This window comes from Streptomyces sp. MH60, assembly GCF_002939385.1.
Classification (GTDB): Bacteria; Actinomycetota; Actinomycetes; order Streptomycetales; family Streptomycetaceae; genus Streptomyces.
On sequence record NZ_MULI01000123.1, the window covers coordinates 1 to 13422 of the forward strand.

The 13422-nt window shown below is 74.0% G+C and carries 11 protein-coding genes; 4 read left to right on the top strand and 7 right to left on the bottom strand.

Annotation, left to right across the window (positions count from 1 at the left end; translation table 11 throughout):
- Positions 1 to 468: FtsX-like permease family protein (locus BZZ08_RS36730; protein WP_133169259.1), on the top strand; the 468-nt coding region annotated here is incomplete at its 5' end.
- Between the two features lie 231 nt (positions 469 to 699).
- Here the strand turns inward: BZZ08_RS36730 and BZZ08_RS36735 are convergent.
- From BZZ08_RS36735 to BZZ08_RS36770, 7 genes are all read right to left on the bottom strand, one after another.
- Positions 700 to 3216, bottom strand: coding sequence for an ABC transporter permease (locus BZZ08_RS36735; RefSeq protein WP_104636497.1), 2517 nt, complete (start codon positions 3214 to 3216; stop codon positions 700 to 702).
- A complete protein-coding gene (locus BZZ08_RS36740) occupies positions 3213 to 4061 on the bottom strand; it encodes an ABC transporter ATP-binding protein (RefSeq protein ID WP_198601911.1) in 849 nt (282 codons plus the stop codon). The genes BZZ08_RS36735 and BZZ08_RS36740 overlap by 4 nt, the downstream gene beginning before the upstream one ends.
- A 137-nt stretch (positions 4062 to 4198) precedes the next feature.
- Positions 4199 to 4873 carry a response regulator gene (locus BZZ08_RS36745; RefSeq protein ID WP_104636498.1) on the bottom strand — a complete coding sequence of 225 codons (675 nt, stop codon included), beginning with the start codon at positions 4871 to 4873 and terminating at the stop codon, positions 4199 to 4201.
- Complete coding sequence (locus BZZ08_RS36750; RefSeq protein WP_198601912.1) at positions 4870 to 6111, bottom strand: sensor histidine kinase; 1242 nt, start codon at positions 6109 to 6111, stop codon at positions 4870 to 4872. Before BZZ08_RS36750 ends, BZZ08_RS36745 begins: the two co-directional genes overlap by 4 nt.
- A 383-nt stretch (positions 6112 to 6494) precedes the next feature.
- The gene (locus tag BZZ08_RS36760) at positions 6495 to 8576 is read right to left on the bottom strand and encodes a TerD family protein (RefSeq protein ID WP_198601913.1); all 2082 of its coding nucleotides are present in this window, start codon (positions 8574 to 8576) and stop codon (positions 6495 to 6497) included.
- Between the two features lie 208 nt (positions 8577 to 8784).
- A complete protein-coding gene (locus tag BZZ08_RS36765) occupies positions 8785 to 9810 on the bottom strand; it encodes a hemolysin family protein (protein WP_104636502.1) in 1026 nt (341 codons plus the stop codon).
- Entirely contained in the window at positions 9807 to 11198 is a 1392-nt protein-coding gene (locus BZZ08_RS36770) for a hemolysin family protein (protein WP_104636503.1), read from the bottom strand. The genes BZZ08_RS36765 and BZZ08_RS36770 overlap by 4 nt, the downstream gene beginning before the upstream one ends.
- Positions 11199 to 11468: 270 nt before the next feature.
- Here BZZ08_RS36770 and BZZ08_RS36775 point away from each other — a divergent pair, with 270 nt between their 5' ends.
- The 3 genes from BZZ08_RS36775 (at position 11469) to BZZ08_RS36785 (ending at position 13288) form a co-directional block, all read left to right on the top strand.
- Entirely contained in the window at positions 11469 to 12428 is a 960-nt protein-coding gene (locus BZZ08_RS36775) for a sporulation protein (RefSeq protein ID WP_198601914.1), read from the top strand.
- Positions 12429 to 12507: 79 nt separating this feature from the next.
- The gene (locus tag BZZ08_RS36780) at positions 12508 to 12963 is read left to right on the top strand and encodes a tellurite resistance TerB family protein (RefSeq protein WP_104636505.1); all 456 of its coding nucleotides are present in this window, start codon (positions 12508 to 12510) and stop codon (positions 12961 to 12963) included.
- 106 nt (positions 12964 to 13069) lie between these two features.
- Positions 13070 to 13288 carry a twin-arginine translocase TatA/TatE family subunit gene (locus BZZ08_RS36785; protein ID WP_104636506.1) on the top strand — a complete coding sequence of 73 codons (219 nt, stop codon included), beginning with the start codon at positions 13070 to 13072 and terminating at the stop codon, positions 13286 to 13288.
- Positions 13289 to 13422: the final 134 nt, after the last annotated feature.

Consider the following 13422-nt stretch of genomic DNA (forward strand, 5'->3'; position numbering starts at 1 on the left):
GCCGGACTGGCCGCCGGCCGCCCCGGGCTCGCCGTCGCGAGCACCGCCCCGGAGGCCACCGGCGCGGACGCGCCGCCCGAGGTGTGGATCAACCTGGCGGTGGTCGTGGTACTCCTCGGCTACCTGCTGCTGAGCATCGTCAACAAGCTGGTCGCCGCGACCGCCCAGCGCCGGGCGGAGATCGCCGCGCTGCGCCTGGTGGGCACGACCCCGCGGCAGATCCGCGCCATGATGCGCCGCGAGGCCGCGGTGATCGCCGCCGCGGCCCTCGTCTCCGGCCTCCTGCTGTCCGCCGTCCCCCTGGCCCTCCTCGGCCAGGGCTTCCTCGGCCACCCCTGGCCGGCGGGCCCGGCCTGGCTCCTCCCGGCGGTGGCGGCGACGGTGGTGCTGACGGCGTACCTCACCATCGAACTCCCCACCCGTCACGCCCTGCGGACGCCTCCGGCGGACGCCCTGCGAACCGGCTGACGCCGGTGCGGGCGGGAGAGGCGCGGGCCGCCGGGCCGGTACACGTCCGGCGGCCCGCCAACGCCCTCGCGGCACACGGCCTTCACGGCCTCGCGAACGGCTGACGGGCCCTGCCCGGCGTGCGGCCGGCGCCCCCGCAGCCGGGCGAGCGGCTGGTCGGCCCGCGGCCACAGACGCACCGCGACTCGGGGCGCTACCGCCGCCGGGCGGGCCCGGGTGATCGGCCGGTGTTCACGCGCCCCGGTCGCGCAGGGCCGTGCGGGCCGGGAGGGTGACGGAGGCCAGGGCGAGGGCGCCCGCGGTGGCGGCGAAGGCGGCGTAGAGCAGCGGGGGCACGTGCGGGAACTCGCCGGTCAGGCCGCGCATCATCGGGGTCAGCGTGATCATGGCGATGGCGGTGCCCAGGGCCACGCCCGCCGCCGACACCAGCAGGCTCTCCCAGCCCAGCATGCGCAGCACCTGGCGCCGGGTGGAGCCGACGAGGCGGAGGGTGTGCAGCTCGCGGCGGCGGTCCAGGACCGTCATCACCAGGGTGTTGACCGGGGCGACGGCGGCGAAGCCGCCCAGGACGGCGGCCATCATGTAGTTGGCCCAGGCGCCGAACTCGCGGTCCACGTTCTGCGCGAGCGCGTAGCCGGAGGCGTCGGTGACCTCGCCGAGCGCGGTGAGCGGCTCGGCGTCGCCGCCGCTGACCAGCAGGGTGTCGGCGAAGGCGGACGTGACGTGGCCGTCCAGGGACGCGCGGTCCATGGTCACCGCCGGCAGGCCCAGGCCGCGGCCGTAGACCGCGACGACCTGCGGGGCGGCCTTCGTGCCGTCGGGGAGGTAGAGCGACAGCTTGTCGCCGAGGCCGACGTCGGTGGCGGTGGCGAGGGTCCGGTCGATGGCGATACGGCCCGGGCCCACCCGGTCCAGGCTGCCCTCGCGCACGTCCAGGTCCTGGACCTTGGCGAGTTGCGCGCCGGAACCCGAGACGCCCTGCGTCGCCGTCCCCTGCAACGAGGTCTCGCCGCCGCCGCGTACGGGCACCAGCACCTGCGTGTTCAGCAGGCTCACGGCCGCGTCCACACCGGGGGCGCGGGCGGCCCGGTCCGCGGCGTCGGCGGGCAGACCGGCCGGGTTCGTGACGACGTGGTCCGCGGTGACGCCCTCGCGGAGCTGCTCCGAGGCGACGTGGCTCTCGCTGGTGTGCATGAAGACCAGCGTCGAGGCGAAGGCCATCGCCAGCACGATCGGGTTGATCGCGGAGGCCAGCCGGCGCGCGTTGGTACGGGAGTTGGCGGCGGCCAGCGACGCGGAGGCGCCGCCGCCGCGCAGCAGCAGGCCGAAGAGCGCCGCGCACAGCCGGGCCAGGACCGGCCCGAGCAGGGCGACGGCCAGCATGAAGAGCATGACGACGCCGAGGGAGGCGTTGGCCGCGTCGGAACCGGCGGCGGAGGCCGCCACACCGGCGAGCGCCGAACCGCCGCCGACCGCGGCGAGACCGAGGACCGTACGGACGACACCCGGCCGCAGCCGCTCCACCGAGGCCTCGGCGAGCGCCTGGCCCGGCTTGATCCGCGCGGGCCTGCGCCCGGCCGCCCAGCCGGCACCGAGCGCCGTGAGCAGCCCCACGCCGACGGCGGCCAGCAGCGGGAACCCCGAGACGTGCAGGTCGACGGCGTCCGGGACGGCCCCGCGGTCCTGCATCTGGCCGAACCACCAGTGCGCGAGCCCGATGCCCGGCAGGCAGCCGAGCAGCCCGGCGAGCGGGGCGACGAGCAGCGCCTCGGCGGCGACCGCCCGGCGGATCTGCCGCGGGGTCGCCCCGACGGCGCGCAGCAGCGCGAACTCGCGGGTGCGCTGGCCGACGGAGAGCGCGACCGTACCGGCCGCGGTGAAGACCGCGACCAGGGTGGCGATCCCGCCGAAGGAACCGCCGACCGCGAAGAGCGTCTCCTTGGCGTACGCGAGTCCGTGGTCCTCGACCTCGCCGCGGTCGTCACCGGTGAGCACCTGCGCGCCGGAACCGGTGAGGGCCTTGCTCACGGCGGCGGCCAGGGCGTCCGTGTCGACGCCCTCCTCGGCCAGGACGGCGACGGCGTCGGCCTTGCCGGGGTGCCCGGCCAGCACGGACGCCTCGGCGTCGGCGAACCAGGCCGTGCCCCCGCCGACCGCTCCCTCGCCCGCGGTGTCCCCGGCACCGGCCTCGGCCAGCCCGGACACCCGGAATGCGGCGGACCCCGCGGCCGTCTCCAGCGCGACGGTGTCGCCGACGCCGAGCCGCGCGGCGCGGGCCGCGTCGGCGCCGAGGACCACCTCGCCCGGGTGCGGGGCGGCGCCCTTGGACAGCGCGGTGCCGGTGAAGGCGTGCGAGCCCCAGCCGTGGCCGGTGAGCCCACCGGAGGCGGCGGCGCCCCCGTGCACCGGGAAGGTGAAGTCCGCTACGGCGGTGGCCGCGCCCGGCACCTCGGCGGCCTTCGCCGCGAGCCCCGCGTCCACACGGGCGGTGTCCGGCAGCGGGTACGCGGTCTCCTCGGGGCCGTCGACGGTGTCGGCGACGACGCGTGCGGACTGGTCGGCCGCCGCGACGACCGGCGCGTTCGCGTACCGCTCCGCCGGTACCGAGGCACGAAGGCCGGTCTCCAGCAGGACCCCGCAGGCCGCGACGATCAGCGCCGACATCATCAGCGCGACGAACGTGCCCGCGAACGAGGCGGGCTTGAAGCGCACGGCCGCGCGGGCGAGGCCGTTGGGCTTGACGCTCATGCCGCCACCCCCGCGCCGGCCCCGGCCATCGCCCGCGTACGGCCGGTGAGCGCGGTCATCCGGGCCGCGATCCGCTCCGCCGAACCCCGCTCCAGCTGGTCGGCGAAGGCCCCGTCGGCGAGGAACAGCACACGGTCGGCCCAGGCGGCCGCGGCCGGGTCGTGGGTGACCATGACGACGGTGGCGCCGAGCGTGTCCACCGCGTGCCGGAGCAGCCCGAGGACCTCGGCGGCGGTGCCGGTGTCGAGGGCGCCGGTCGGCTCGTCGGCGAAGATCACGTCGGGGGTGGTGACCAGCGCGCGGGCGACGGCCACGCGCTGCTGCTGGCCGCCGGACAGCTCGCCGGGCCGGCGCCGCGCCTTGTCGGCGAGCCCGACCTGCGCGAGGACCGCCGCCGCCCGGCCGCGGTCCTGACGCTGCCCGGCCAGGCGCAGGGGCAGCAGGACGTTCTGTTCCACGGTCAGCGAGGGCAGCAGGTTGAACGCCTGGAAGACGAAGCCGAGGCGACTGCGGCGCAGCTCGGTCAGCTCGTTCTCGTTCATGCCGGTGATCTCCGTGCCGCCGAGGCGCACCGAGCCCGCCGACGGCCGGTCGAGCCCGGCGGCGCACTGGAGGAACGTCGACTTGCCGGACCCGGACGGGCCCATGACGGCGGTGAAGGTGCCGCGCGGCAGGCCGAGGTCGACGCCCGCGAGCGCGTGCACGGTGCCCGCGCCGCGGCCGTACTGGCGCCGGACCCCGCGCAGTTCGACGGCGAGACCGGGCGTGGCGGCCGGGGTCCCGGAGCGGTGGTCCACCCCCGCCCGGTCGCCCGCCTGCTGCCGCTTGCCCTTGCGTAGCCTCATGGTGCCGTCTCCCTCATCCGTGCGTCAGGTGCGTCTCTGTGACGAGGGGAAGAGTGCGGGGACGGCTCGGCGCCGGGCGTCATACCCGGGAGCCAATGTGGGACCCCTACCGCGGTAGGGGGAGGAGGAGGGCCGGACTACTCTCCCGGGGCCACCAGCCCCGACTCGTACGCGAAGACCACCGCCTGGGCGCGGTCGCGCAGGTCGAGCTTGGTCAGGACGCGGCTCACGTGCGTCTTCACCGTCTGCTCGGCCAGCACCAGGGTCTGGGCGATCTCCGCGTTGGAACGGCCGCGGGCGACCAGGGTGAGGACCTCGGTCTCGCGTTCCGTCAGGCCCTTGAGCCGCAGTGCGGGCTTGCCCCGTGCCACGGGGCGCTGCTTGGCGAAGTCCGCGATGAGGCGGCGCGTCACGGAGGGGGCGAGCAGCGCGTCGCCGGAGGCCACCACGCGGACCGCCGCGATGAGGTCGGCCGGCGGCGCGTCCTTCAGCAGGAAGCCGCTCGCGCCCACCCGCAGCGCCTCGTACACGTAGTCGTCGACGTCGAACGTGGTGAGCATCAGCACCCGCGGCCGGTGCGTCACCCCCGGCGGGGGCGACAGCAGACGGCGCGCGGCCTCCAGGCCGTCCATCTCGGGCATCCGCACGTCCATGAGTACGACGTCGGGATGGGTGCGCCGGCTCAGCTCGACGCCCTGCGCGCCGTCGGGGGCCTCGCCCACCACGTCGATGTCGCTCTGGGCGGCCAGCAGCGCGGCGAAGCCCGCCCGCACCATGGCCTGGTCGTCGATGATGATGACGCGGGTCGTCACGTGGAGTCCTCTTCCGTCAGGGGGAGTTGTGCGGCGACCCGGAAGCCGCCGTCCGGCAGCGGACCCGCGTCGAGGGTGCCGCCGACGAGCCGCACCCGCTCGCGCATGCCGACCAGACCGTGCCCGGTGCCGCCCACTTCGAGCGGCCCGGCGGGCGGCTGGGGCGGCGGATCGTTGACCACCACGACGGTGAGCCGCTCCCCGCCCTGCCCGTCGGCGGGCCGCGACACCGCGAGCGACACGTGCGTCGCGGCCCCCGGCGCGTGCCGTACGACGTTCGCGAGGGCCTCCTGGACGATCCGGTACGCCGACAGGCCCACCGTCTCGGGCACCTCGGCGTCGCAGGGGGTGAACTCCACCGGCCCGCCCGTCCTCGCCGTGGCGTCCACCAGCTGCCCGATCTGCGCGAGGCCGGGCTGGGGCACGAGTTCGCCGTGCGCGTCCTCGTTGCGCAGCACGCCGAGGAGGCGCCGCATCTCGCCGAGCGACTCCCGCGCGGTCGCCGCGATGGACGTGAACTCCTCCCGCACGTCCGGCGACAGCGTCGCGAGGCGGTACTCGGCGGTGTCCGCCTGCACCGTGATGACGGACATGTGGTGCGCCACCACGTCGTGCAGCTCGCGCGCGATGCGGGCGCGTTCCTCCAGCAGCGTCCGCCGGCCCCGCTCGGCCTCGCTGATCGTCTCCTGCTCGGCCAGCCTGCGCTGCACCTCGTACCGCTCGCGCAGCACACCGCCCAGCAGGAGCGCGATGCCTCCGAGGATGGTGAGCAGCAGTTCTTTGGCACCGGCGCCGTGCGGGGCGGCGAACCCCAGCCCGACGTTCGCGCCCGCCGTGGCCAGCCACACCAGCACCAGCGTCCGGGTCCGCTCGCGCAGGCCGAGGGCGAGGCAGAGGGCGACGTACCCGACGAGTCCCATGGGCGGGAACGGCCACAGCAGCCGCTCCTGGAAGTCGACGGTGAGCAGGGCGAGCGCCCCGGCCACGTCCGCGGTGAAGACCACGTACCAGGCCCGCAGCGGCCGTACGACGGCGAGCAGCAGCGGTGCCGCCTGCCCGACGGCCAGCGCGCTCGCCACGCCGCCGTTCAGGCCGTAGTCGGCGGTGAGGACCACGATGGTGGTGGGCAGCAGGGCGACGCACAGCACGAACGCCACGGCCCACGGCAGCAGTCGCACCCACCGCCGCGAAGCCCCCGCGAGCAGCGCGCGCGGGCGCTGCTCCTCCACTGAGGTCATGGTCACCACCCTAGGCGCCGGGCGAAGACACGCCGTCACCCTGGAGAGTCAAGCCGGGGTGATACCCCGGTAGGGGGTCGGGACCCGCGCCCGGCCGGTCCGTCAGACGGAGGCCGCGCTCGTCCCGGCGCCGGCCGATCAGTTCTCCGACGGTGGTGGTGCCGTCGGCGAGGCGGGCGAGGAGGGTACGGGAGAGGCCGTACTCGTCCGGGGCGTGGATACCGCGTCCGGCCCGCGCCCCTCGCCCCACCCCTCAGTGATCCAGAACAGGCCGACCATGGCCACGCGCGTCTCCTCCGACGATACGAACGTCCGTGCCGCCGGAGGAGACGAACCGGACCGGGGCGGCGTTGCCGGCGTCAGGTCCCCTCGGAGAGGAGTTCTCAGGTCGCGGCGGCTCGCTCCGTCGAGGACGCCGGTCGCGGAGCCGGCCGGTCCAGGTTGGCGACGACGGAGCCGTGGAACCGGTGCACCGCGTCGTCGACGCTGCGGATGAAGCCCGACTCCGTCTTGCCTCGGGAGTTGCCCATGCCCTTGAAGAGGGAGAGCCGGAAGCCGGTGATCTGGGCGCCGTTCTTCGGGAGCAGGTCCGCGGGCTCCGGGCGAAGCCGCTCCAGAGTACCCCGCGGACCTCCCGTCTCGCCTTCGACAAGGGTCTCGACGTGCAGGTCAGCCGGTGCCTCGGCAAGCTGCCGGATGAGCCGCTTCGACCAGGTCAGGGGGTACCCCTGCTCGGGAGCCGGGACGTCGAAGGACGTGCGCAGCTTGCCGGTGCGCAAGTCGGCGGTGATCGCCAGTACGCCTGGGGTGCCCTCGATACGCAGCTCGGCGTGCAGCTTGCCGTCGGTGCACAAGCGGTCCGCCATGTCCGCCCGACGGGCCTCCGGGTCGGCCCCGCGCTTGGCGCGCCGTACGGGGAGCACCTTGTGTCCGAGTTCGCCGCCGAGACCGAGGCAGACCTGTCTGACGAGGCGCTCCCAGCTCTCGACCACCTCCAGCAGACGCGGATCGCCCTGGCACAGGGTCTCGTCGTCGATGCCCCGACGCACGGGCACCCAGGCCGCGCCCATGTTCTGGAAGCCGTGGCATCCGGAGTTCTCGTGCTGGAGATAGTGGAGAAGCTCCTGAAGCAGCCACGCGTGTGCACCGTTGCCGACTCCCTCGTGCCGGAGCAGCATCTGTGCCTGGTGGGCCACCTCGGCCCAGGACAGGTGCCACAGAGCCACCTTGTGCTTGCGCCTGCCATCGATCTTGACGTCGACGAGCGGGCTGCCCTCCAGCGCGACGTCGTTCGAGAGCGTGATGACGGCCTCGTAGCCGCGTCTGGCGGCGATGTCCGCGTACGCCTGCACCTGTTCGGGCCGGAGTGCGTTGCCGTTGGTCTTGGTCTCCACCAGCGCCGTCCACAACTTGCCGGCCCGCTCCACCCGGATGACGCCGTCGGGTCGGCGCGGGCTGTCGCCGTGCGGCAACGAGACCTCGGTGAAGGTCTCCATGCGGCCGGCCGGAGCACCGAAGGCGGCGGTGAGCCTCCTGCCGAACTCTGGCACCTGCGCCATCACCGACAGCAGCACCGAGGTGGCGCGTGTCTCGCGGTCCCGGTCGCTCTTGAGCGCGGACACCGGGAAGAGCCTCGCCTCCCTCCAGGAGTCGTTCTCCGCGAGGGACTTCTTCACCACCTTGGGCAGCGTGACCTTCTTCTTCGCGGTACGGGGACGCGCGGCGGCCTTCTTCGGCTGCGCGTCCTCCTCGGACCGCCGGGGAGCGGGGACCGCTTCCAACGTCGCCGGTGCCACCTGCTCAGCCGCCGGTCCGGGTGAGGATTCCGGCTCGACAGGCGGCCCCTCCTCCGTCGGAGCCGTGGGCCGTGCGGTGCCCTCTGCCCCGTCCTCCGCCTCGCCATCCGGCTGCTCGTCCGCGCTGGACGCGTCGTCGTCGATGTCCACGCCGAAGTCGGTCGCCAGTCCGGCCAGGCCGACGTCGTATCCCTGGCCGACGGCCCGGAACTTCCACTCCTCGGCGCGGCGGTACAACTCGCCGAAGATGAAGGCGCTCACCGACCCGGCGTCGTCGATCGCGAACCGAAGCAGGTCGTCCCCGGACCCGTCGGCCAAGGTCACCCGTAGGTCGTCCAGTTCCCCGAAACAGGCGCCCTCGTACCGGCTCGCGGCGACGATCACCCGCTCCACGTCCGGCGGGACGGCCGTCAGATCGAAGACGATGCGGTCCTCGCTGCCTTCTCCCGTGGGAGCCTTGCCCAGCAGTTGCACACTGCCGTCGGCGGCGACCGGGTTGTTGTAGAAGTAGAAGTCGGCGTCGCTGCGTACCTTCCCCTGTCCGCCCAACAGGAGGACGGACACGTCCGCGTCGCCTTCACCGGTCGGGCTGGCCCAACCCAGACTCACGATCACCGAACCGGTGTTGTCGCTCAGGGCCGACAGGGCGATGTTGGACCCCTTGACCATTTCGTACACAGAACCCCCCAAACAGTCACGTTCGAGCGCGGACGGGCTCCCCTAGCCCGCCCGCCATGTCGCGCTGTGACTCAGAGCACACTCAGCGCACTGCGGCACTCTAATGCGTGGTGGGGGCAATCGGGGGTCAAGCGCACAAGCCGCCTGGAAGGGAACGGGAGGCGACCGGCCGGCCGGAGGGGCGGCCGGCCGCGTCGCGTTACGACGCCACCGGTGTCGTCGGGCCCACCAGTTCTGTCAGGACGTCCTCCATGGTGACGAAGCCCAGGACCGAGCCCGTCTCGCCGGTGACGGCGGCCAGGTGGCTGTCCTCGGCGCGCAGGGCGGTGAGGGTGTCGTCCAGGGGGGTGTCGATGCGGACGCGGGTGACGCGGTGCAGGGCCGTGCGCGGGAAGGGGCTCTCGCGGTCGGTCAGGCCCAGGGTGTCCTTGATGTGCAGGTAGCCGAGGACGGTGCCGCCGGGACCGGTGACCGGGAAGCGGGAGTAGCCCGCGTCGGCGGCCATGCGCTCCAGCTCGGCCGGGGTGACCGTGTGCGGGACCGTGCGCATCTTCTGGGCCGGGACCAGGATCTCGCCGACCGGGCGGGTGCCCAGCTCCAGCGCGTCGCGCAGGCGTTCGCCGTCGGCCGGGGTGAGCAGTCCGGCCTCGCTGGCGTCCACCACCATGCGGGCCAGCTGGTCGTCGGTGAAGACGGCCTCCACCTCGTCCTTCGGCTCCACCCGCAGCAGCTTGAGGAGCGTGTTGGCGAAGGCGTTGACGCCGAAGACGAACGGCTTCAGGGCCCGGGTGAGGGCGACCAGCGGCGGGCCGAGGAGCAGCGCGGTGGTCGCCGGGGCGGCCAGCGCGATGTTCTTCGGGATCATCTCGCCGATCAGCATGTGGAGGTACGTCGCCAGGGCCAGGGCGATCGCGAAGGCGACCGGGTGGACCAGCGCGTGCGGCATGTGGACCGCCTCGAACACCGGCTCCATCAGGTGCGCGATGGCCGGTTCCGCGACCGCGCCGAGCACCAGGGAGGAGACGGTGATGCCGAGCTGGGCCGTGGCCATCATCTGGGAGATGTGCTGCAGGCCCCACAGGGTCATCCGGGCGCGCTTGTCGCCCGACTTCGCGCGCGGCTCGATCTGGCTGCGGCGCACCGAGATCATGGCGAACTCGGCGCCCACGAAGAACGCGTTGGTCAGCAGCGTCAGCGCGCCGATGAGGAGCTGTACGACGGTCATCGGGCCAGCTCCCGCTCGTCGTGCGCCGCCGGTTTGTGCGACGCGAATGCGTGCGACGCGGGTTCCTGCGCCGGCGCGGCGTCGTCCGGCGCGGGGGCCGTGACGCGGAGGCGGTCGGCGCGGTGGTGGTCGACGTCGAGGACGTCGATGCGCCAGCCGTCCAGGGCGACCACGTCACCCTTGGCGGGGATGCGCGTCAGCTGGGTGGCGACCAGGCCGGCCAGGGTCTCGTACGGGCCCTCCGGCGCGGTCAGGCCGATGCGCTCCAGGTGGTCCAGGCGCAGCGAGCCGTCGGCCTCCCAGGCCGCGCGGCCGTCCGCGCCGGCGGGGGCGGGCAGCAGGTCCGGTACCTCCACCGGGTCGTGCTCGTCGCGCACCTCGCCGACGACCTCCTCGACGATGTCCTCGACGGTCGCCACGCCCGCCGTGCCGCCGTACTCGTCGATGACGACGGCCATGGTGCGGGCGGCGCGCATGCGCTCCAGGAGACGGTCGGCGGGCAGGCTGTCCGGCACCAGGAGGGCCGCGGTGGCCAGCTCGGTGACGGGGGTGGCCCGGCGCTTGTCCGGCTCCAGGGCCAGCACGTCGCGGATGTGGACGGTGCCGACGACCTCGTCCAGGCTGTCCCGGTAGACCGGGAAGCGGGACAGGCCGGTGGCGTGCGAGAGGTTCGCGGCGTCGGCGGCGGTGGCGTGGGCCTCCAGGGCCTTGACGTCCACGCGCGGCGTCATGACGTTCTCCGCGGTCAGCTCGCTCAGGTGCAGGGTGCGCACGAACAGCTCCGCCGAGTCCGCCTCCAGGGCGCCCTCCGCGGCCGAGTGCTGGGCGAGGGCGACCAGCTCCTCGGCGCTGCGGGCGGACGCCAGCTCCTCGGCCGGTTCCAGGCCGAAGCGGCGCACGAAACGGTTCGCCGTGTTGTTCAGGTGCCGGATGAAGGGGCCGAAGGCGGTGGTGAAGCCGCGCTGCGGGCCCGCGACGACCTTCGCGACGGCCAGCGGGCGGGAGATCGCCCAGTTCTTGGGGACCAGCTCGCCGACGACCATCAGGACGACGGTGGACAGCACCACGCCGAGCAGGGTCGCCACCGTCGAGGCGGCGCCGCCCAGGCCGATCGCCGTCAGCGGGCCGCGCAGCAGCACCGCGATCGACGGCTCGGCCAGCATGCCGATGACCAGCGAGGTCACCGTGATGCCGAGCTGGGCGCCGGACAGCTGGAGAGTCAGGGAGCGGACGGCCTTCAGGGCGCCGTCGGCACCGCGCTCACCGGACTCGGCGGCACGCTCCAGGTCGGAGCGCTCGACGGTGGTGAGGGAGAACTCGGCCGCGACGAAGAGGGCGCAGGCCAGGGTGAGAAGGAGGGCCAGCAGGAGCAGCAGGACCTCGGTCACCGTGCCACCCCGCTTCCCTCACGCGCGTACGGGGGCACTGGCGGGCCGGCCGCGGCACGGCCGGTACTGGGAGGCTCCATTACGGAACGGGACTCCTTAACGGGGTCGGTGGGCACCGGTACCAGCCGGGCGCCCGAGGGTTCTCCCTCATGGTAAAGGACGAGCAAAGAGATCGGGAGTCCTGGGACCCCTATGCTTCTACTCGCCTGTAGAGAACGGCCGGACGATTCCGGTTGTTCCCCGCACGAACGTGAAGGAGTGAACGCCTCGATGGTGTTCAAGCGGCTGCTCGGTTCCCTCGGCGTGGGCGGACCCACGGTGGACACGGTCCTCGACCCGGGCGCCGCCCGGCCGGGGGGCATGCTGTCGGGCCGGGTCCACCTGGTCGGCGGCAGCGCCGGCCACGACGTCGAGCACGTCGCGCTGGAGCTGGTGGCCCGCGTGGAGACCGAGCGCCAGGAGCACGGCGGCGGGGAGGGCGTCGACAGCGAGGGCGTCGTCGTCTTCGACCGGCACACCGTGGGCGGCTCCTTCCGGCTCGCGGCGGGCGAGGAGACGAGCATCCCCTTCGCGGTGACGCTGCCCTGGGAGACCCCGGCCACCGAGCTGTACGGGCAGCCGCTGGGCATCGTGCTCGGCGTGCGCACCGAGCTGGCCGTCGCCGGCGCCCGCGACCGGGGCGACCTGGACCCGCTCACCGTGGCGCCGCTCCCGGCCCAGGAGGCCGTCCTGGAGGCCCTCGGCGGGCTCGGCTTCGGCTTCCGCTCCGCCGACCTGGAGTACGGCCGCATCGGCGGCACCGGGCAGCGGCTGCCCTTCTACCAGGAGATCGAGCTGACCCCGCCCCCGCGCTACGCCCACCAGGTCGACGAGATCGAGCTGACCTTCCTGGCCGTGCCGGGCGCCCTGGAAGTGGTGCTGGAGGCGGACAAGCGCGGCGGCCCGTTCGCCGACGGCCACGGCGGCCACGACGCGGTCAGCCGCTTCACCGTCCCGCACGAGGGCCCCGCCGGGCCGCGGGGCTGGACCGCCCTCGTCGACGGCTGGGTCCAGGAGCTGGTCGAGCACCGCGCCTCGTACGGCTCCCACGCGGTGTACGGCCACGAGTCCGGGGTCGGTGCCGCCGCCATGGCCGGGGCCGCGGGCATCGCCGTGGGGATGGTGGCGGCCGAGGCCGTCGACGAGGTGGGGGACTTCTTCGAGGGCGACTCGGACGACGGGGAAGACTGATAACTTCTACAGTGATGTAGAGCAATGGGCTGGGGTCGCCTGCGACTCCCGTCCGACCGGTACGGAGTACGGAGTTCTCATGGCCCTGTGGGACCGCTTCAAGGAGTCCGCGTCGCAGATGCAGACGCAGCTCGTGGCGAAGAAGAACGACCTCAAGAGCGGCGCCTTCCGCGACGCCAGCATGGCGATGTGCGCGCTGGTCGCCGCGGCCGACGGCAGCGTCGATCCCTCGGAGCGGCAGCGGGTCGCCCAACTGATCTCGGCCAACGAGGTGCTGCAGAACTTCCCCGCCGACGACCTGCGCCGCCGCTTCGAGGACAACCTGGACAAGCTGACCGCCGACTTCGCCTTCGGCAAGGTCGGCATCCTCCAGGAGATCGCCAAGGCGAAGAAGAAGCCCGCCGAGGCACGGGCCGTGATCCAGATCGGCATCGTGATCGGCGGCGCCGACGGGGACTTCGACAAGGACGAGCGTGCCGTGGTCCGCGAGGCGTGCTACGCCCTCGACCTGCCGCCGCACGAGTTCGACCTCTGAGACCCCGCGGGCGCCCGGGGCCTGCCCCGGTCCGCCGGCCTTGCCGTAGATTCCGGGTGCGGGCCCGTGCCGCGGGCCCGCACCGTACGTTCACCAGGGGAGCGCCGTGTTCGGACTCAGCGAGCTAGCGATCATTCTCGTCGTCGTCGCGGCCGTCATCGCCGTCAAGAAGCTTCCCGAGCTGACCCGCTCGGCGGGCAAGTCGGCCCGCATCCTCAAGGCCGAGGCGCGCGCCGCGAGGGACGCGGACGAACCGGGGGCGCCGCGCGTGATCCAGGGCGAGACGGTCAAGCGCGAGGACCCCGGCACCGGCCCCCGGGACTGAGGCCGGCCCGCCTCACCCGCCGGGCGCGCGGTCCCCGGCACGGGTGCGGTGCGGGCCCAGTTCGCGCAGCACCTCGCCGAGTTCGGCGGCGGTGAGCGCGGGAGCGGGCAGGGGCGCGGCGGCCGGTGCGGTGC